We start from the raw sequence: 19,888 nt of genomic DNA on the forward strand, positions 1-19,888 counted from the left end.
CTGTCGAATGAGACCGGTGAGGTGATAGGGGGAATCCTAGGCGCCGAAGCGGCGTGTCATCGAGCGGATGCCGGTTTGATCTGGAGAATGTCCAGCCTTTTGAGTGGCTAGCTGTCGGACGGCTTGCCACCCGTACGAGTAACACCCGCCGTCGCACCAGCCTTGACGTTACCCCCGCCGGAGCCGCTGCCAGAACCCGTCTTGCCACTCGCGGCCGGAGTCTCGAAGGATTCCAACGCTTCCAACACGTCCTGCACACGAGAGATCTCGGCCTGGATGTCCTCGCGCCTGCGAACGAGGACGTCGAGTTCACGCCGGCCCTCCTCGACGGTCCGGGCCGCCTGCGCCTCGGCGTCCGCGAGCAACTTCTCACCCGCACGGGTCAGTTCGGCCTTCTTCAGCTCCGCTTCCTTCAGCAGCGCCTCGGCCTTCTTCACCGCCGCGATTCGGACCTTGCTCGCTTCCGAACCGGCCTCCGCCACCAGCGACTTGGCCTTCTCCGCCGCCTCCGCCTGCTGCTCGGTGGCCGCCTTGACCAGCTTGTCGACGCGTTCGCCCGCGTTCTTCATCTGCTCGGCCGTCTCGCGCCGCGCCCGCTCGTGCAGTTGGTCGATCTCGCCCTCGACCCGCACCCGCATCTCCTCGGTGCGTTCGCGGATCGCCGTGGCGTCGTTGCGCGCCCCGACCAGCAACTCGTCGGCGTCCGTACGGGCCTTCTCCACCAGGGAGTTGCCCTCCACCGTCGCGTCCGCGTGGATCCGCGCCGCCTCGGAGCGCGCGGCGCCCACCATCGCGTCGGCCTGCGCCTCCGCCTCGGTGGCGGCGCGCAGCGCCTCCTCCTGGGCCTTGTTGATGAGCTGGTCGGCCTGCTCGGCCGCGTCGCCGCGGCGCTTGGACGCGCTCGCCCGCGCGTCGTCGAGCAGCCGGTCCGACTCCGTGATGGCCTCGCTGATGGTCTGTTCGGCCGATGCGTCGGCGTCCGCCTTGACCCGCTCCGCCTCCGCGCGCAGCCGTTCGGCCGCCCGCTGGGCCGAGTTGACGGTGTCGGCGGCCTCGGCGCGCATACGCTCCGATTCGCTCGTCGCCTCGCCGATGAGCCGGTCCGCCTGCTCCGCCGCGTCGCCCCGGATGCGGTTGGCGTCGTCGCGCGCCTCCTGGCGGGCGCGTGCGGCGTCCTGCTCGGCGGTGGCCAGGGAGTCCGACGCCTCGGTCCGCAGCCGCTGCGCGTACTCGGAGCTCTCCGCGCGCAGCCGCTCCGCCTCCGCGACCGCCTCGCCGACGGTGCGCTCGGCGTGCGCCCGCGCCGCCTCGGTCTCCTCCTGGGCGCGGCCCCGCAGCCGCGTCACGTCCTCCGCGGCGCGCTCGCGCTCCGCGTACGCGTCGGAGCGGACCCGGTCCGCCTCCTCCTGCGCCTGCGACCTCGTCCGCTCGGCCGCGTGCTCGGCGGCGGAGCGCAGTCCCGCGATCTCCTGCTCGGCCTGGTCGTGCAGTCCGGCGACCGCGTCCCGTATCTGCTGCGCCGTCTGCTCGGCGGCCGACACCATCTCCGTGGCGCGGAGATCGGCCTCCTCGACCAGCCGCGCCGCCTCCGTCTGCGCCTCGTCGACCCGCTTGCGCGCCGACGCCAGCAGCTCCTCGCTCTGCTCGCGGGCCCGCTCGCGCTCCTGGTCCGCCTCCGTACGGGCGGCCGTCAGCAACTCCTCGGCCTCGCGGCGGCGGCGGCCCGCCTCCTCCTGCGCGGCGTCCAGCGCCTCGGCCGCCTCGGTCCCCACCCGCTCGGCCGCGGCGGCGGCCTCCGACCGCAGCCGGTCGGCGCTCTCCCGCGCCTCGGACTTGACCCGCTCGGCCTCCTCGGCGGCCTCGTCCCGCAGCCGTACCGCGGCCGACTCGCCCTCCGCACGGGACTGGGCGGCGTCCGCGGACGCCTCGTCGCGCAGCCGCTCGGCCTCCTGCTCCGCCTGGGCCTGGAGCGTACGCAGCCGCTCGGCGGCCTCCGCGCGCAGCCGCTCCGTCTCCTCGGCGGCCTCCCGGCGGATCCGCTCGCTCTCGGCGCGGGCGTCGGTCAGCGCCGACTCCGCGCCGCTCAGGCGCTGTTCGGCCTCGGTGTGCAGGCGGGTCAGCTCGTCGGCGGCCTCGGCCCTGCGGGCCTCGACCCCGCGCTCCGTCTCCTCGCGCAGCTCGACCGCGGCCCGCTCGGCGGCGGCCTTCGTCTCCTCGGCCTGCTCCTCGCCCTCGGCGCGCAGCCGGTCCGCCTCGGCGCGGGTGCGCTCCAGGGTCTCCTCGGCCTGCTTGCGCAGCGTCGTGGCGCGCTCGATGGCCTCCGTACGGACCCGCTCGCTGTCCGTGGACGCGGTGGCGCGCAGCTCGTCGGCGTCGGCGCGGGCCTTGGTCAGCAACTCCTCGGCGGTGCTGGCCGCCTCCTCGATCTGCTGGACGGCCTCCCGGCGCGCCTCGCCCCGGATGCGCTCGCCCTCGGCGACGGCCTCCGAACGCAGCGTCTCGGCCTCGCCGCGCAGCCGGCGGGCCTCCTCCTGGAGCTCGACCGTCTTGGCCCGGTACTCCTTGGTGTCGTCCTTGGCCGCGCCCTTCAGCTGGTCGGCCTGTTCGGCCGCCTCGCCGCGCAGCCGGTCCGCCTCGGCCTCGGCCTCGCTGCGGATGCGCTCGGCCTCCTCGCTCGCGGCGCGGGTGGTGGCCCTGGCGTCGTCGGACGCCTTGGTGAGGACTTCCTCGGCGGTACGGGCGGCCTTGGCGAGCTGGGCGGCGGTGTCCTCGGAGGCGGCCGTACGGGCCTTCTCCGCCGCCTCGGTGACCATCTTCTCGGCCTCGGCGCGGGCGTCGGCGAGCGCCTGCTCGGCCTCGGCCTTCAGCGCCTCCGACTCCTTCGTGGCCTCGCCGACGAGCCGGGCGATCTCGGATTTGGCGGTACGGGTGCGCTGCTCGTACTGGGTCTCGGCGCCGGCCAGCCGTTTGACGGCGGCTTCCTTGGCCTCGGAGACCATCTTCTCGGCCTCGGCGCGGGCCTCGCGCAGCCGCTCGTCCGCCTCCTGTATGCGCTGTTCGGCCGACCGGCTCAGCTCGCCCGCCTGCTGGCGCGCCTGGTCGGACTCGGCCGTCGTCGTACTGCGCAGCTGCTCGGCGTGGCTGGTGGCCTCCTGCGCCTGCGTGGACGCGGCGTTGAGCAGCCGCTCGGCGTCCTTGCGGGCGCGCTGCAGAATCGCCTCGGCCTCCGCGCGGGCGGTCTCGGCCTCGGCGCCGAGCCGGCGGCGGGCCTCCTCGGCGACCCTCGTGGCCTCCGCGCGGGCGGCGCCCAGGGACTTCTCGGCCTCGGCGCGTGACTCGTCCAGCAGCCTGCGGGCCTGCGTCTCGGTGCGGCCGCGCAGCTGCTCGGCCCAGGCGACGTTCTCGTTGACGTGCGACTCGACGGTCTGGCGGCGCTCCGCCAGCTCCTGGTCGAGCCGCTGGCGGCGCTGTACGGCCTCGGCGTGCAGCTCGGCCTGGAGCCTGGCCTGGTGCTCGGCGTGCTCCTGGAGGATGCGCTGCGTCTGGGCGCGGGCCTCGCGCAGCTCACGCTCGGCGTCGGTGCGCAGCTGGTCGGCCTGGATCTGCGCGTTGCGGAGCATCTGCTCGGCCTGGTAGCCGATGTCGGCGTTGTCGTAGGAGGGCCGGGACGCGAGGTTGCGGCGCGCCTCGTGCAGTTTCGCGCGCAGTACTTCGACCTGGTAACCGAGGTCCTCGGCGTGCTGGACGGCCTTCTCCCGCGCGGTCTTCAGCCGATCCATCTCGGCTTCGAACCGCGAAAGGTGGTCGTCGTCAGCTCGGTGGCTCTCCTGGCGTTCGTAGCCCCGCACTGCGCGGTCCCATCCGTCCCCTGGTCGCAACTCTGGCAACTCCGCATTCGACACCGCCCGACGGGCGAACGGCCCCCCGGGGAATGGTGACAGATCATCGGCCGAGGCGCCGCCCCGACCCGGCCCCGGCCCGGAGCGGCCCACTCTACCGGGCCGGGAATCGTTCGGGTCAGTGCTCTTGGGGCTTCGCCGCCGAGGTGACGAGTTCCGTCAGGACTCCGTGACAGTCCTTGGGATGGAGAAACGTGATGCGCGAGCCCATCGAACCTGTGCGCGGCTCGTCGTACAGGACCCGTACGCCCTTCTCCCTGATCGACTCCGAGTCGCCGTCGACATCGGCGGTGCCGAAGGCGATGTGGTGGACCCCCTCGCCGTTCTTGGCCAGCCACTTGCCCACGGCCGAGTCCTCGCGGACCGGTTCGAGCAGCTGGAGGTACGAGGCCGCGCCGTCCGAGGTCTCGTTGATCTTGAGCATGGCCTCCCGTACGCCCTGCTCCTCGTTGACCTCGGTGTGGAACACCTCGAAGCCGTAGGTGGCCCGGTAGAACTCGACGGTGGCGTCGAGGTCGTGACAGGCGATTCCGATGTGGTCGATTCGCGTCAGCATGCGCACAGTGCAGCGCCAACCGCCCGGTTACGCAACGTGCGCGCCGTCACACTCGTTGCCAGGTGACCCGGGACCTGAGTGGTCAGTACATTTGGTGAACCCTCGTTAACCCCCAATCGTCAGGCAAAGGGGTCCCATCTCATGCCGGATTCGAACAAGACCACCTCCGTCATCGTCGCCGGTGCGCGCACGCCCATGGGCAGGCTGCTCGGGTCGCTGAAGTCCTTCTCCGGCGCCGATCTCGGCGGCTTCGCCATCAAGGCCGCGCTGGAGCGGGCCGGTGTCACCGGTGCGCAGGTGCAGTACGTGATCATGGGGCAGGTGCTCCAGGCCGGGGCGGGCCAGATCCCGGCGCGACAGGCCGCCGTCAAGGCCGGTGTCCCGATGGACGTTCCCGCGCTCACGATCAACAAGGTCTGTCTCTCCGGCCTCGACGCGATCGCGCTGGCCGACCAGCTGATCCGCGCCGGCGAGTTCGACATCGTGGTCGCGGGCGGCCAGGAGTCCATGACCAACGCGCCGCATCTGCTGCCGAAGTCCCGTGAGGGCTACAAGTACGGCGCGATCGAGATGCTCGACGCGATGGCGTACGACGGTCTGACCGACCCCTTCGAGTCCATCGCCATGGGCGCCTCCACGGAGAAGCACAACACCCGTCTCGCGATCGCGAGGCCCGAGCAGGACGAGGTCGCGGCGCAGTCGCACCAGCGGGCCGCCGCCGCGCAGAAGAACGGTGTCTTCCAGGCCGAGATCACGCCCGTCGAGATTCCGCAGCGCAAGGGCGACCCGGTGGTCTTCGACCAGGACGAGGGCATCCGTCCCGAGACCACCGTCGAGTCCCTGGGCCGGCTGCGGCCCGCCTTCGCCAAGGACGGCACGATCACGGCGGGGTCCGCGTCGCAGATCTCCGACGGCGCGGCGGCCGTCGTGGTCATGAGCAAGGCCAAGGCGCTGGAGCTGGGCCTGGAGTGGATCGCGGAGATCGGCGCGCACGGCAATGTGGCGGGGCCGGACAACTCGCTCCAGTCGCAGCCCGCGAACGCGATCAGGCACGCGCTGAAGAAGGAGGGCATCGCCGTCGACGACCTGGACCTGATCGAGATGAACGAGGCGTTCGCCGCGGTCGCCGTCCAGTCGACGAAGGAGCTGGGCGTGTCCCCTGAAAAGGTGAACGTGAACGGCGGCGCGATCGCCCTCGGTCACCCGATCGGCATGTCCGGCGCCCGGCTGGTGCTGCACCTGGCGCTCGAACTGAAGCGGCGCGGCGGCGGCGTGGGCGCGGCGGCGCTCTGCGGCGGCGGCGGCCAGGGCGACGCGCTGATCGTGCGGGTGCCGCGGGCGTGACGCCGGCGCCGAGGGCGTAGCCGGCAACAGGGTGGCCAGGGTCGCTGGCAACGGATCGGATCGGAACGGAGCGCGGTACGGATGACGGTGGACGTCCCCCAACTGGTGGCCCAGGCACGGGAAGGCCGGCCCCGGGCGGTGGCGCGGCTGATCTCGCTGGTCGAAGGGGCGTCGCCGCAACTGCGCGAGGTGATGGCGGCGCTGGCGCCCCTGTCGGGCGGCGCGTACGTCATCGGGCTCACCGGTTCGCCCGGTGTCGGCAAGTCGACGACGACATCGGCGCTGGTGTCCGCCTACCGCGGGGCGGGCAAGCGCGTCGGCGTCCTGGCCGTCGACCCGTCGTCACCCTTCTCCGGCGGCGCGCTGCTCGGGGACCGGGTCCGGATGTCCGACCACGCGTCGGACCCCGGCGTCTACATCCGCTCCATGGCGACCCGCGGCCATCTCGGCGGGCTCGCCTGGTCGGCGCCGCAGGCGATCAGGGTGCTGGACGCGGCCGGCTGCGACGTGATCCTGGTGGAGACCGTCGGGGTCGGCCAGTCGGAGGTGGAGATCGCCTCCCAGGCCGACACCTCGGTGGTGCTGCTCGCGCCCGGTATGGGGGACGGCATCCAGGCGGCCAAGGCCGGGATCCTGGAGATCGGTGACCTCTACGTCGTGAACAAGGCGGACCGCGACGGCGCCGACGCGACCGCGCGCGAGCTGAACCACATGCTCGGCCTCGGCGAGGCCCGCGGCCCCGCCGACTGGCGCCCGCCCATCGTCAAGACGGTGGCGGCGCGCAACGAGGGCATCGACGAGTTCGTCGAGGCCCTGGAGAAGCACCGCGCGTGGCTGGAGAAGCACGACGTGCTCGACCGGCGGCGGGCCCGGCGTGCGGCCCGCGAGGTGGAGACCATCGCCGTCACCGCCCTCCGCGAACGCATCGACGACCTGCGCGGCGACCGGCGCCTGGGGGCGCTGGCCCAGCGGATCGTCGCGGGCGAACTGGACCCGTACGCGGCGGCCGACGAACTGGTGGCGGGGCTGACGGGCGGCTAGGGCCTGTCTTCACACTGGCGTCCGGCTCACGCCGCCTGGCACGCACGCCCGCCGCGTTGTGGGACTCGCCCGAGTACGGCCGGTACGGATGGGATCCTCCGTCTTGCGATCGCACGCGCCGGACGCCGCGGGCCCCGCCCTGCGGGCGGACGGCGCCGGTTCGAAGACAGGACCTGGACCGGCCGGAACGTCCCGCCTGGCCCGCGACGCCCGGCACTCCGCCGCGTTGCCGGAGTCGGCCGAGTACGGCCGGTCCATCCACCACGCCGGTCCTCCGCCTCGCGATGCACCGCGGAACGTACCCGGGCGCCGGGCGGGACGCGTGTGCGTCCCGCCCGGCGCCCGGGGTCGACCGCGGCCGGGGGCCGCGGGGCTCAGTCGTCGTCGCCGTCGTCATCACGGTCGTCGCGGTCGTCGTCCCGGTCGTCGTTGTCGTCCCGGTCCGCGGCCACCGTGCCGGAGGACATGTCGACCGTCACCTCGTGCGTACGGCCGTCGTCGCCCCGCACCGTCACCTCCCAGTGGTCGGCCTTGCGGTCGTCGTCGTCCGAGTCGATCGACGTCACGGCGCCGGGGTGCTTCTTGAGCGCGGCGGCGGCAGCCGCCCGGGCGTCCACCTCGGCGCCGCGCACCGCGGCGCGCTCGCGGCGGTCGTCGTCGTCATCGTCGTCGTCGTTGTCCGCGCGGACCGCACCCGTCGAGGCGTCGACCCGCAGGTCGTACCACTTGCCGTCCTGGCCGATGATGTCGACCTCCCAGTGCCGGCCGGCGGACGAGCGGTCGTCGTCATCGTCGTCGTCCAGGTCGACGGACTCCACCTTGCCCGGGTGCTGCTTCAGCGCCGCCGCGGCGGCCTGGGCCGCGGTCAGCTTCGAGCCCGCCGCGGAGGTGTCGTCCTTGCCGTTGCCGCCGCTGTTGCCGGCGCCGTTGTCGTCCCGGTCGTCGTCCGGCTCGTTCCGGTCGTCGCGGTCGTCGCGGTCGTCGCGGTCGTCGTTCACGAGCGACGCCGAGGAGACCGTCTTCGGCGCGGCGTCCGCGCCGGTGTCGGTGGCACCCGTCGCGACCGCGGTGTACGTACCGCCGCCGATCAGAGCCGCCGCGGTGATACTGGCGATGACAAGATCGCGCTTCATGAGGGTTCCTCCCCGTCGGGCCGTTTCGCTTGACCTCAAGCTCGCTGACGGAAGCTGAACGCAGCCTGAAGCCACCTGAAGCCGTCTTCAGGTTCGTTTTGGGAGGCTGTCCGGATGCGCCTGTTGATTGTTGAGGACGAGAAGCGGCTCGCGGTGTCGCTGGCCAAGGGCCTGCGGGCCGAGGGCTTCGCCGTGGACGTCGTGCACGACGGCCTCGAAGGGCTCCATCTGGCCGGTGAGGGCGCGTACGACCTGATCGTGCTCGACATCATGCTGCCCGGCATGAACGGCTACCGCCTCTGCGCCGCCCTGCGCGCCGCCGGCAACGACGTACCGATCCTGATGCTGACGGCCAAGGACGGCGAGTACGACGAGGCCGAGGGCCTGGACACCGGCGCCGACGACTATCTGACCAAGCCGTTCTCGTACGTCGTGCTCGTCGCGCGGGTCAAGGCGCTCCTGCGCCGCAGGGGTTCCGCCGGGGCCTCGCCCGTTCTGCGCGTCGGCACACTCAGCGTCGACACCGCGACCCGGCGCGTCCACCGGGGGGACACCGAGATCACCCTCACCGCCAAGGAGTTCGCGGTGCTGGAGCAGCTCGCGATCCGGGCGGGACAGGTCGTCGGCAAGCCCGAGATCCTGGAGCACGTCTGGGACTTCGCGTACGACGGCGACCCCAACATCATCGAGGTCTACATCAGCGCGCTGCGCCGCAAGCTCGGCGCCACGACGATCCAGACGGTGCGCGGCGCCGGATACCGGCTGGTCGCCGTATGAGGCGCCCCTTCTCCTCCGTACGGTCCCGGGCCGCGCTCGCCGCGACCCTCGTCGTGGCCGTGGCCCTGGTGGCCGCCGCGTTCGCCCTGCTGTTCGCGCTGCGCTCGAACCTGACCGACCAGGCGGAGGGGCAGGCCGACCAGTGGTCGAACGAGGTCGCCCAGCAGATCGCGAACCACGTGCCCATCGGCGAGCTGGAGCTGCCGGACAGCGAGGACCACCCGACCCAGGTGACCGACGCGAAGGGGCGGCTGCTGATCGCGAGCGAGGACATGCAGAGCATCACCGGTACCGGTGTGTCCGCCGTACGGCCCGCGTCGCCCCCGCCCACCACGGCGCCGACCCCCACGCCCACCCCGTCGCCCGCCCCGACCGGCGACGACGATGACGACAACGACGACGACAGCGGTGGTGACGACGACAGCGGGGACGACGACGACAGCGGTGGTGACGACGACAGCGGGGACGACGACGACAGCCGGCCCCCGGGCGCCCCGGCCGACGGAAAGGTCTCGCGGCCCACCGGGCACAGCGAAGGAAGCGTGACCGTCCAAGGCACGACCGTCGACCACCGCTTCTCGCAGCGCGAGGTCACCGGCATGGCGGGCGGCCCCTACCTCGTCCACGTCGGCGCCTCGCTCGGCCCGCAGCAGAGCGCCGTCGCCGCCGCCCAGATCGCGATGATCATCGGGCTGCCCGCCCTGCTCGTCGTCGTCGGCGGTGTGACCTGGCTCGTGACACGGCGCGCGCTGAAGCCCGTCGAGGGCATCAGGCGCGAGATGGCCGCCATCACCGCCTCCGAGGACCTGAGCAGGCGGGTGCCCGAGCCGGGCACGCACGACGAGGTCGCGAAGCTGGCCCGGACGACCAACGAGACGCTCACCGCCCTCGAAGCCTCCGTCGAGCGCCAGCGCCGTTTCGTCGCCGACGCCTCCCACGAACTGCGCAGTCCCATCGCCTCGCTCCGCACCCAGCTCGAAGTGGGCGCGGCGCACCCGGAGTTGCTGGACGTGCCGGGCGCGGTGGCCGACACCGTAAGGCTCCAGCAGCTCGCCGCCGATCTGCTGCTGCTGGCCCGTCTCGACGCGGGGGAGCAGGCCGGGCGTACGCGGCTGGATCTGGCCGCACTGGTGCGTGAGGAGGTCTCGCAGCGCTCGGCCGACCGGATCCCGGTGGTGCCGGAGGTCCGGAGCAGCGCCGAAGTGGCGGGCTCGCGCGGCCAGTTGGCGCGGGTGCTCGGCAATCTGCTGGACAACGCGCAGCGCCACGCGGCCGGTGAGATCCGAGCGACGGTGCGCCGGGAGGGCGGTCAGGTGGTGCTCGCGGTCTCCGACGACGGGGCGGGGGTGCCGGAGGAGGAGCGGGAGCGGATCTTCGAGCGGTTCGTACGGCTCGACGACGCCCGCAGCAGGGACGACGGCGGCGCCGGACTGGGCCTGGCGATCGCCCGCGACGTGGCGCACCGGCACGGCGGCACACTGGAGGTCGGACGCGGTGAGGCGGGCGGCGCCCTGTTCGAGCTGCGCCTGCCCGCCGCGGGCCGGGATCCGGAGGGACCGGTCCCGGCCGGCGCCTCAGCTCTTGGCGCGGCGCCCCCGCAGGTGCTCGGCGACCGGCGTGAGTGACTTGCTCAGCGCGGCGAGAGCCTCGGGCGGCAGGAGGTCGATGAAGTGCTTCCGTACGGAGGCGACGTGGTGCGGAGCGACCTTCTGCATCGTCTCCATGCCCTGATCGGTGAGGACGGCGAAGAGGCCGCGGCGGTCCGACTCGCAGTTCTCCCGGCGCACCATCCCCGCGGTCTCCAGCCGGGTGATCTGGTGCGAGAGACGGCTCTTCGACTGCAGCGTGACGGCGGCGAGATCGCTCATCCGCAGGCGCCGCTCCTCGGCCTCGGAGAGGTTGACGAGGATCTCGTAGTCGTTGTTCGTCAGCCCGAACGGCTGGAGGTCCTTCTCCAGCTGGTGCATCAGCAGTCTGCTGACGTCCAGATGGGTGCGCCAGGTGCACTGCTCCGCGTCACTCAGCCAACGGGTGGCCGTCTCGGTCTCCATATATGAATTCTACCTAAGATGTTGAAATTTGGACGAAGTCCGCGAGTGTGACGCCGGGCACAGAAGAGCCGCCCCGGGAACTTCCGGCACGGAAAAGGCGCACGTGTTCGAGGTCACACTCCGCAGACTACCGTTTACAGCCCGAAGCGTCGCTGGAGGTCGCCCAGCTGTCCAGGTATCCGGGGCGTGCCGCCCGGCTGTCCGCCCGGTGGGGCCCCGCCGCCCGGTACGCCCGGTTCGTTCGGCACCACGCCCCGCGCCGTCTCGGCCAGCAGCGCCTCGCTCGACTGGAGGAGTACCGTCCCGGCCCCCACGAACTCGAACTGGTGCTCCTCGCCCGACGACCCGCCGAGCCCGCTCATCGCCCGCAGCCCGCCCATCACCCCCGTCATGTAGACGTGGTCGTAGTGGTGGCACGGCGACGGGCAGTCCGCCCAGCCCACCAGGGCCTGCGGATCCACCCGCAGCGGCGGCTCCATGAAGACCACCGGACCGTTCGACGCGGCCACGAACTTCCCCGTGCCGATCAGGGTCAGGAAGCCCGGCACGATCGACTGCTTGAGCGCCAGCGACGGCTCGTACGCCAGTAGATTCCCGGAGCGGACCGTCAGATTGCCGTTCTCCAGGTCGAAGGAGTTGACGTCGAAGGCGCGGTCGGCGAGGAGCATCTTGCCGCTGCCCTCCGCCACCACCCAGTCGCTCGCGTGCAGCGGTGAGTGGAAGCTGGTGCGCACCAGCCGGTCGAGCCGGCCGTGGCCGATGCCGCTGAAGTCGATCCGCCCGTAGTAGGCGATCATCTTGCCCTTCTGGAGGAACCACTGGCTCCCCTTGAGCTCCACGCAGAAGGTGTACGCGTTGACGTTGTCGTCGCTCGGCAGCGTCGACGGGTCGTGAATCACGGGCGCGCTCACAGCTTCTCCTCCGACGCCTGGACGTACACCGCACCGTTGCCGCTCAGCTCCAGCTGGAACGCCTCGCCCGAGCCCCGGCCCACCATGTCGCGCCAGCCGACCGCGGTGGAGAGCTTGTTGCGTACCTCGCCGTGGTGGGCGACGTACGCCTGGGGGTCGACATGGACCGTACGGCCCTGGCCGATCGGCAGCTCGATGATCCCGCCGTGCGCCATGACGGCGACCGAGCCATGCCCCTTGAGCGTCGTGGTGAACAGGCCCTGACCGCTCACCTGGCCGCGCACCATCCCCATCACACCGCCCTGCGCGCCCATGAACATCGTGCCCTGCTCCAGCGACCCGTCGAACGCGAGCAGCCGGTCGGCCTCCACATACAGGGTGTCGCCGGAGAGGTCGATCACCTGGATGTGGTGCCCGCCGTGGCCGAACATCACGGTGCCGCTGCCCTCGACGGTCATCAGCGGGGTCGCCTCACCCGCCACACGCCGGCCGATCATCGACATCAGACCGCCCTGCCCGCCCGCCGTGTTGGGGGTGAACGTGACCTCGCCCCGGTAGGCGAGCATTGCGCCGCGCTGGCTGAACATCCGCCGGCCGGGCGCCACCGTGGCCTCGACCATCTTCGAGTTGATCTCCCGGAACGGCATCAGACATCGCCCCCGACGGTGTTGCGCTCGCTCGGCTGTACGTACACCAGACCGTCGCCCTCGAACCGCATCTGGAAGGCCTCGCCACCGCCCTCGCCCATGATCGTCCGGAAGTTCACACCGGACTGGAGGTGCTGCTGGAGGCTGCCCTGGTGGGCGACGTACGCGCCGGGGTCGACGGAGAGTGGGTACTGGGGTGTCACCCGGAGCACCACGGCCACGCCGTCCGACATGATCGCCGCCTGGCCCGTGCCCTCGACGGTCGTCGTGAAGAGCCCGTTGCCGCTCGCGCCGCCGCGCAGACCGGTGAAGCTGGTGCCGGTGCGCAGACCGCCGTCCGTGCACAGCAGGTTGCTCGATTCCACGTACAGCTTGTCGCCGTGCAGCGAGACGAGACTGATCTCGCTCGCGCGGTCCGCGAAGAAGCAGGTGCCCTCGCCCTTCACCTCCATCATGACCATCTGTTCGCCGGTCAGACGCCGGGTCACCATCCCCCGTATGCCCTCACCGCCGCCGGACAGCTTCTTGAACGCCATCCGGCCGTCGTAGGCGACCATCGAGCCGTTCTTCGCCCGTACCGAGTCGCCCGCCATGTCGACGGCGAGCACCTTGCTGCCTTGGAGTCGCAACTGAGCCACAGGTCGAAGGTATCCGGACCCGGATAAAAAGCGGGCAAAGCCTGGTGCACAATGAGACGTCGCTTGTGCACGCGTTCACAAGATGATCACTCGCGCGCGGCCATGTGCGCGACGGCCGCGACGAGCCGACGATCGCGACGCCCCCCGACGACGAAGGTGCCTGCCTCGTGGACATCAAGACCGCCTCATCCCTCCACCGTCTCCGACTGGTATCGGCGCCGGAGGCCGTGTCCTTTCTGCTGCTGCTCGTCTGCTCCGTGCTCAAGCGCACGACGGACTTCAACGCCGTCCCGGTCATGGGCGCGATCCACGGGCTGCTCTTCGTCCTGTACGTGATCTTCTGGCTGGACGCCTGGAAGCGCACCAAGTGGTCACTGGGCACCGCCGCCCTCTACTTCGCGCTGTCCGTCCTGCCGGCCGGCGGCTTCTACGCCGAGCGCAAGCTCAAGCGCGAGGCCGAGGACGAGGTCATCGCCTCCCGCGCCCGCCGCGAGGGCACGGTCAGCGCATGATCGTCGCCTTCTCCATCACGCCGCTCGGTGTGGGTGAGGACGTGGGGGAGTACGTCGCCGACGCCGTCCGGGTGGTACGCGAGTCCGGGCTGCCGAACCACACCGACGCCATGTTCACCTCCGTCGAGGGCGAGTGGGACGAGGTGATGGACGTGGTCAAGCGGGCGGTCGCCGCCGTCGAGGCGCGGGCCCCGCGCGTCTCGCTCGTCCTGAAGGCCGACGTGCGGCCGGGTGTCACCGACGGTCTCAACTCCAAGGTCGAGACGCTGGAACGGCACCTCGCCGGCTGACGGCGGCGTGACGTCTCATCGATCGCCGGACGGGCCGTGGGCGGCCCGCCCGGCGATCGGGCGTCCGAAAGGGCCTTGACCGCCCGTGATCCGCCTTCTCTTACCGCCACTCGCACGGACGACCCCAGTCGACACGCCGAGGTATATCCACTTCTCTGAGGATATCGACCTCGCCCAATCGCTGGAGGTGCCGTGCGGCCGGAGGGCTACGACTACGAAACCCACAGCCGTCTCGCGGGCCCGCTGACCGAGCCGGACCGGACCACCGCCTACCAGGTGCGATACCGGAGTCTGCTGGCGCAGGAGCCCCACCGGGTACGTGCCGTCGCTCTCATGGTCATGGCCCCGTTCCTGTCCGGCGTGCTGATGGTCTATCTGATCTGGCCGACCCACTGGACCGAACGCGAGGGCGGCGCCCGCTGGCTGGTCGTCTTCGACACCGTGATGCTCGTGTCGATCGGGCTCATCGCCCTCTTCATGCTCGTCAACGTCGCCTCCATCGCGCACGCGACGCTGGTCGCCCGGGACCCCGTCCCGGTGGTCGCCGAGCTCGGCACCCGCGTCGCCTTCGTCACCACGTACGTCCCCGGCAAGGAGCCGCTCTCCATGCTCCGGGCCACCCTCGAAGGCGCCGTACGGCTGCGCCACCGCGGGCCCCTCGACATCTGGCTGCTCGACGAGGGCGACGACCCGTCCGCGCGGCGGCTCTGCCGGGAGCTGGGGGTGCGGCACTTCAGCCGCCTCGGTGTCCCCGAATGGAACCGCGAGAAGGGCGTGCACAAGGCCAGGACCAAGCACGGCAACTACAACGCCTGGCTCGCGATGCACGGCGACGACTACGACTTCTTCGCGTCCGTCGACACCGACCACGTGCCGCTGGCCAACTTCCTGGAGAGGATGCTGGGCTTCTTCCGCGACCCCGACATCGCCTTCGTCGTCGGACCGCAGGTGTACGGCAACTACGACTCGGCGGTCACCAAGGCCGCCGAGTCGCAGCAGTTCCTCTTCCACGCGCTGATCCAGCGGGCCGGCAACCACTACCACGCGCCCATGTTCGTCGGCACCAACAACGCCGTACGGATCAGCGCCCTCAAACAGGTCGGCGGCCTCTACGACTCCATCACCGAGGACATGGCCACCGGCTTCGAACTGCACCGCGGGAGGAACCCGCAGACCGGCCGGTACTGGCGGTCTGTCTACACCCCCGACGTCCTCGCCGTGGGCGAGGGCCCCGAGTCCTGGACCGACTTCTTCACCCAGCAGCTCCGCTGGTCGCGGGGCACGTACGAGACGCTCCTCAGGCAGTACGGCAAGGCGCTGTTCAGGGTGCCGCCCGGCCGGCTCCTCAGCTACACGCTGATGCTCGTCTACTACCCGATGACCGCGATCAACTGGCTCCTCGGCATCCTCAGCTGCGTGCTGTTCCTCTGGCTCGGCGCCTCCGGCACCCAGGTGTCCTCCTCGCTCTGGCTGATGCTCTACAGCGACGCCGCCGCCTGCCAGATCGGCCTCTACCTCTGGAACCGGCGCCACAACGTCTCGCCCCACGAGCCCCAGGGGTCCGGCGGGCTCGCCGGCATGGCCATGTCGGCGCTCTGCGCGCCGATCTACCTCAGGTCGCTGGGCTCGGCGGTGCTGCGCACCAGCGGCCGGTTCGTGGTCACCCCCAAGGGTGGCCAGACCAGCGCCGACCGCCTCATGACCTTCCGGCTCCATCTGTTCTGGGCCCTCGTGCTGGTGGTGTCACTCGCGGCGTCCGTCCACTTCGGCCACACGCACGCCGCGATGCGTACCTGGGCCGTACTGGCTCTGGTCATCTCGCTCGCCCCGGTCGCCGTCTGGGCCGTGACCACCGTGCGCGGGCGCCGCGACGCCGCGCGGATCCCGCTCGGGCCGGTCGACGACGGACCGGAGCAGACCGAGCTGGCGCTCGCCACGACGACAGGAGGGAACTGAGCCATGGCCTACCGGCCCTCGCGCAAGTTCAAGAAGACCTCCTCGGCGGTGGCGCCGTGCTGGTGCTGATGTCGCTGAACGCGCCGGCCGCCATCTCCTTCGCGCAGGAGAAGTACCACGCGTACAAGATCGAGCAGCCCGGCTACAAGGCACGGTACGGCTCCTGGGAGGTGCTGGACGTGCCCGAGGAGTACCGCACCAACGCGATCCACGCCGCGCTGCTGCACACCGGCAAGGTGCTGCTCATCGCCGGATCCGGCAACAGCCAGGAGAAGTTCGACGCGGGCACCTTCGACACCGTCCTGTGGGACCCGGCGGACAACTCGTACCGGAAGATCCCCACCCCGGAGGACTTCTTCTGCTCCGGCCACTCCCAACTGCCGGACGGGCGGCTGCTGGTGGCGGGCGGCACCGCGCGCTACGAGGTCCTCGACGGGGAGGTCGACCGCGCGGGCGGCGGAATGCGCGTCAAGAACGAGAACCCGGACAAGGCGCGGACCTTCAAGAAGGGCACCCGCTTCCGCTCGCCGTCCGGTGTCGAGTACGTGAGCAAGTTCGACGTCACCGTCCCCAGGGCGAAGCGCGACTTCAAGATCTCGTACGCCGAGAGCGGCCGGATGCTGCCGTGGAAGACGAAGGTCACGGCGGGCGAGGCACGCGTCTTCGTGGAGGCGGTGGAGAAGGGGCCGCGGGCGCTGACGACCGAGGCGGCGCAGTACGAGATCGTCGGTCTCAAGGGCAAGGACGCGGAGAACCACTACGGACTGGCGCAGAAGCTGACCACGGAGAAGCAGGACTTCCAGGGGATCAAGGCGGCGTACGAGTTCGATCCGGTCGCGGAGAAGTACATCCGGGTCGACCCGATGAAGGACGCCCGCTGGTACCCGACGCTGGTCACCCTGGAGGACGGCCGGGTGCTGGCCGTCTCGGGCCTGGACGACGTGGGCGCCGTACTGACCGGGGCCAACGAGATCTACGACCCCAGGACGAAGAAGTGGGCCAAGGGGCCGACGCGCTACTTCCCGACCTATCCCGCGCTCTTCCTCACCAAGGGCGGCAAGGTCTTCTACTCGGGCTCGAACGCGGGCTACGGGCCCGCCACGGCGGGCCGCCAGCCCGGTCTGTGGGACCTGGACAAGAACATCTTCACGAAGGTCGACGGGCTCAGCCGGCTCGACCAGACGGAGACCTCGGCCTCGCTGGTGCTGCCTCCCGCGCAGGACCAGAGGGTGATGGTGATGGGCGGCGGCGGGGTCGGCGAGTCGTCCAGGTCCACGTCCCGTACGGCGATCGTGGACCTGAAGGAGGACAGCCCGGCATTCCGGCCGGGGCCGGACCTGCCGCAGGGGACGCGCTATCTCAGCAGCGTGATCATGCCGGACGACACGGTCTTCACCAGCGGCGGTTCGTCCGACTACCGGGGGCGCGGCGCCAGCGACATCCTCAAGGCGCAGTTCTACGACCCGAGGACGAACACCTTCAAAAAGGCGGCCGATCCGACGGTCGGCCGCAACTACCACTCCGAGGCGCTGCTGCTGCCCGACGGGCGGGTGGCGACCTTCGGTTCCGACCCGCTCTTCGACGACGCCGACAACACGAAACTCGGCACGTTCGAGCAGCGCGTCGAGATCTACACGCCGCCCTCCTTGGAAGGCGACCGAGAGAAGCGGCGGCCGGTGCTGGGGGAGGGGCCGACGGAACTCGACCAGAACGGGCGCGCGACCTTCCGTACGGAGAACTCCCGGCGGATCAGGACGGCACGGCTGATGCGACCGAGCGCGGTCACGCACAGCACGGACGTGGAGCAGCGCTCGATCGACCTCGCCCTGACCAGGCGCGGTGGCTCGGTGACGGTTGACGTCCCGTCGGACCCGACGCTGGTGCCGCCCGGCTGGTACATGCTGTTCGTGACGGACGAGGCGGGGGTGTCGTCGGAGGCGAAGTGGATCCAGGTGAAGGGGGAGTAGCGGTGGGGCCGGCCGCGGCGTCGGGGCCGGTTCGCGTCAGCGTCCTTACGGAGGTCACGCACCCGCGCGGCGGGCGAGTCCGAGCGCGTAGTCCGGCCACCAGGTCCCGGCGGCCGGGCCGCCCCGGCAGGTGCCGTCCGAGTCACCGGGCCGTTTGATCCACAGGTACGCGTCGATCAGCTCGTCACCGGTCTCGGCGGTCGGTGGTGTCCCGAGCGACCTGCCCGGCGGATTGCACCAGGCCTCGTCCCCCTGGTCCTTGAGGGGGCCCTCGCCGTTGCGGCTGGTGTCGACGGTGAAGTGGGCGCCGTCGAGGAGCCCGGAGAGCCGGGTGCCGAAGGTCTTGACGGCCCCGTCCGTCTCGAAGTTGGAGACGTTGAGCGAGAAGCCGTCCGCCTTGGCGACACCCGCCGTGCGCAGCGGCTCCGCGAGCTTCTCCGGTTCCTTGATCCAGTTCGGGTTGCCCGCGTCCAGATAGACCTTGGTGCCCGGCTGCTCCTTCAGCCGCTCGATCGCGTCCGAGAGGAGCTGGTTGCGCTCGGCGTGGTGCTCTGCGGGGGTGCAGCCGTCCACCAGGTGCGAGACGGCGTCCGGCTCCAGGATCACCAGGGCGCGGGCGTCGCCGATCGCGGTGGCGAAGGAGTCGATCCAGTCGAGGTAGGCCCGGCCGTCGCGGGCGCCGCCGGCCGAGTAGAGGCCGCAGTCGCGGTGCGGGATGTTGTACGCGACGAGCACCACCGTGCGTTTTCCCGCCGCGCCCTTGACGGCCCTGCGGATCCCCGGCGCGGGGTCGTCGCCGGAGGGCCAGTCGGCCACGGGGCGCTCCGAGATCCGCTTGAGGAGCTCGGCGTCCTCGGTACGGCCCTCGGCCTGCCACTCCTCGACCTGGCGCGCGGCGTCGCTCTGCGGGTCCACCCAGAACGGTGAGCCGCCGCTGGGGGCGGCCTCGCCCCGTACGGCCGCGGTACCGGTCCTGCCGGGCGCGGGGGCTTCGGAGCCGGACGAGCAGGCGGCGAGCGCGAGCGCGAGAACGGCGGCGGAGGCCGAGGCTGCGGTGGAGAGGCGGCGCGGTGTGCGGCCGGACATCCAGCCCCCTTGAACGACCGGAGAAGCACAGGACCGGCCAATCGTGACATAACGGTCACAATCCGTGTCGTTACGACACCGCCAGCGCGATCCCGAGCGGTGTCCGCTCGTACAGCACCTGGTGCGACTGGCGCCGCGACGTCAGCAGGCCGGCGTCGCGCAGCACCGACAGATGCGCGGACACGGAGGACGGCGCGAGGCCCAGCCGGTGCGCGAGCGCGGTGGTCCCGGCGGGCTCGTCGAGCGCGCACAGGACATCGGCCCGGACCCGGCCGAGCAGCCGGGCGAGGGTCTCCGGCGTACGGTCGGCCGGCTCCGTCCACAGGCCGCCGATGCCGCGTGCCGGATAGATCACGGCGGGCTGCCAGGGCGGCTCGTGCCCGCCGATGATCTCGGGCCAGGTGAAGACGCTCGGTACGAGGACGAGACCGCGTCCGCCGAGCACCCGGTCGTGGTCGCCGCGCGTGCCGAGGACGGTGAGGGTGGAGTCGGCCCACACGAGCCGGGGGCTCAACTCGCCCAGCAGCCGCCCGAATCCGACCTCGGCGAGCCGCCGCGAGTGATAGGCGATGTCGGCTTCGAGCAGCGCGCGCAGACGGGGCCAGTCGGGCTCGATCAACCGCTGCCAGACCTGCTCCAGCAGTCCGGCGATCTCCCGCACCGCGTGCGCGGGATCGTCCAGCATCTCGCGCCCCGGACCGCTCTCGGCGGCGCCGGGCGTCTCGGCGAGCGTGAGGGTCAGATCCCGGCGGGCGACATCGAGGGGCGTCGACCGAACCAGCGCGATCTCCTCGGCGAAGGTGGCGACGGGGCTCTCGGGCGGCGGGCAGAAGAAGTCGGGATTGTGTCCGGCCTGCGGCATCAACAGCCACAGCCGCCGCAGATCGATCCCGGCCGCGGCGCTCCTGATCCGCCGCAGCCACGGCAGGTGATACCCGTGCCGCTCGGGCCGCGAGAGGGTGCGTACGGCCTCCTGCGTCTCCCAGAGCGGCGACAGGGCGAACCGGCAGCGCAGCAGATCGTGCTCGCCGAAGTGCAACTGGAACGCCACGGGTCGGTTCCTCGCTCGGTCCGGAGAGA

16 protein-coding genes and 1 pseudogene are annotated in these 19,888 nt (G+C 71.4%); 8 read left to right on the plus strand and 9 right to left on the minus strand.

Translation table 11 applies throughout. The annotated features are described in order from the left end of the window. Positions 1-107: 107 nt before the first annotated feature. A complete protein-coding gene (scy, locus tag SSPS47_RS23750) occupies positions 108-3,848 on the minus strand; it encodes a polarized growth protein Scy (protein ID WP_164252796.1) in 3,741 nt (1,246 codons plus the stop codon). Positions 3,849-4,017: 169 nt separating this feature from the next. Next, a complete protein-coding gene (mce, locus tag SSPS47_RS23755; protein ID WP_164252797.1) occupies positions 4,018-4,455 on the minus strand; it encodes a methylmalonyl-CoA epimerase in 438 nt (145 codons plus the stop codon). A 141-nt stretch (positions 4,456-4,596) separates the two neighbouring features. Here mce and SSPS47_RS23760 point away from each other — a divergent pair, with 141 nt between their 5' ends. Both SSPS47_RS23760 and meaB read left to right on the plus strand, forming a co-directional pair. Then, a complete protein-coding gene (locus SSPS47_RS23760) occupies positions 4,597-5,799 on the plus strand; it encodes an acetyl-CoA C-acetyltransferase (protein ID WP_164252798.1) in 1,203 nt (400 codons plus the stop codon). 81 nt (positions 5,800-5,880) lie between these two features. Further along, positions 5,881-6,840, plus strand: a complete 960-nt coding sequence (gene meaB, locus SSPS47_RS23765; protein ID WP_147873811.1) for a methylmalonyl Co-A mutase-associated GTPase MeaB — start codon at positions 5,881-5,883, stop codon at positions 6,838-6,840. Positions 6,841-7,214: 374 nt separating this feature from the next. On the opposite strand, the gene SSPS47_RS23770 is transcribed toward meaB, so the two are convergent. Further along, positions 7,215-7,973 (minus strand): PepSY domain-containing protein, encoded by a 759-nt coding sequence (locus SSPS47_RS23770; protein WP_164252799.1) that lies wholly within the window; start codon positions 7,971-7,973, stop codon positions 7,215-7,217. A 114-nt stretch (positions 7,974-8,087) separates the two neighbouring features. On the opposite strand from SSPS47_RS23770, the gene SSPS47_RS23775 reads away from it, so the two are divergent. Together SSPS47_RS23775 and SSPS47_RS23780 are read left to right on the plus strand one after the other, a co-directional pair. Next, on the plus strand, positions 8,088-8,750 hold the full coding sequence (locus SSPS47_RS23775; RefSeq protein ID WP_164252800.1) for a response regulator transcription factor: 663 nt from the start codon (positions 8,088-8,090) through the stop codon (positions 8,748-8,750). Further along, positions 8,747-10,375, plus strand: a complete 1,629-nt coding sequence (locus SSPS47_RS23780; protein WP_164252801.1) for a HAMP domain-containing sensor histidine kinase — start codon at positions 8,747-8,749, stop codon at positions 10,373-10,375. Before SSPS47_RS23775 ends, SSPS47_RS23780 begins: the two co-directional genes overlap by 4 nt. Here SSPS47_RS23780 and SSPS47_RS23785 read toward each other — a convergent pair. The 4 genes from SSPS47_RS23785 to SSPS47_RS23800 form a co-directional block, all read right to left on the minus strand. Next, positions 10,325-10,801, minus strand: a complete 477-nt coding sequence (locus SSPS47_RS23785) for a MarR family transcriptional regulator (RefSeq protein ID WP_164252802.1) — start codon at positions 10,799-10,801, stop codon at positions 10,325-10,327. The two genes, SSPS47_RS23780 and SSPS47_RS23785, sit on opposite strands and share 51 nt — an antisense overlap. 134 nt (positions 10,802-10,935) lie before the next feature. Further along, positions 10,936-11,712 carry an AIM24 family protein gene (locus SSPS47_RS23790; protein ID WP_164252803.1) on the minus strand — a complete coding sequence of 259 codons (777 nt, stop codon included), beginning with the start codon at positions 11,710-11,712 and terminating at the stop codon, positions 10,936-10,938. Then, complete coding sequence (locus SSPS47_RS23795; RefSeq protein ID WP_147873805.1) at positions 11,709-12,359, minus strand: AIM24 family protein; 651 nt, start codon at positions 12,357-12,359, stop codon at positions 11,709-11,711. Before SSPS47_RS23795 ends, SSPS47_RS23790 begins: the two co-directional genes overlap by 4 nt. Beyond that, positions 12,359-12,997 (minus strand): AIM24 family protein, encoded by a 639-nt coding sequence (locus SSPS47_RS23800; RefSeq protein WP_203557911.1) that lies wholly within the window; start codon positions 12,995-12,997, stop codon positions 12,359-12,361. Before SSPS47_RS23800 ends, SSPS47_RS23795 begins: the two co-directional genes overlap by 1 nt. A gap of 167 nt (positions 12,998-13,164) precedes the next feature. On the opposite strand from SSPS47_RS23800, the gene SSPS47_RS23805 reads away from it, so the two are divergent. From SSPS47_RS23805 to SSPS47_RS23820, 4 genes and pseudogenes are all read left to right on the plus strand, one after another. Beyond that, positions 13,165-13,509 carry a DUF3817 domain-containing protein gene (locus SSPS47_RS23805; protein ID WP_147873804.1) on the plus strand — a complete coding sequence of 115 codons (345 nt, stop codon included), beginning with the start codon at positions 13,165-13,167 and terminating at the stop codon, positions 13,507-13,509. Next, on the plus strand, positions 13,506-13,799 hold the full coding sequence (locus tag SSPS47_RS23810; RefSeq protein ID WP_078075032.1) for an MTH1187 family thiamine-binding protein: 294 nt from the start codon (positions 13,506-13,508) through the stop codon (positions 13,797-13,799). Before SSPS47_RS23805 ends, SSPS47_RS23810 begins: the two co-directional genes overlap by 4 nt. A 192-nt stretch (positions 13,800-13,991) precedes the next feature. Then, positions 13,992-15,755 (plus strand): cellulose synthase catalytic subunit, encoded by a 1,764-nt coding sequence (locus tag SSPS47_RS23815; protein WP_164252804.1) that lies wholly within the window; start codon positions 13,992-13,994, stop codon positions 15,753-15,755. A gap of 3 nt (positions 15,756-15,758) precedes the next feature. Next, a pseudogene (locus SSPS47_RS23820) lies at positions 15,759-17,722 on the plus strand (galactose oxidase-like domain-containing protein). 54 nt (positions 17,723-17,776) lie between these two features. Here SSPS47_RS23820 and SSPS47_RS23825 read toward each other — a convergent pair. Both SSPS47_RS23825 and SSPS47_RS23830 read right to left on the minus strand, forming a co-directional pair. Continuing rightward, a complete protein-coding gene (locus SSPS47_RS23825; protein ID WP_164252805.1) occupies positions 17,777-18,808 on the minus strand; it encodes a glycoside hydrolase family 6 protein in 1,032 nt (343 codons plus the stop codon). Between the two features lie 70 nt (positions 18,809-18,878). Next, positions 18,879-19,859 carry a DUF5937 family protein gene (locus SSPS47_RS23830; RefSeq protein WP_164252806.1) on the minus strand — a complete coding sequence of 327 codons (981 nt, stop codon included), beginning with the start codon at positions 19,857-19,859 and terminating at the stop codon, positions 18,879-18,881. Positions 19,860-19,888 lie beyond the last annotated feature (29 nt).

This window comes from Streptomyces sp. S4.7 (assembly GCF_010384365.1).
Lineage (GTDB): Bacteria > Actinomycetota > Actinomycetes > Streptomycetales > Streptomycetaceae > Streptomyces.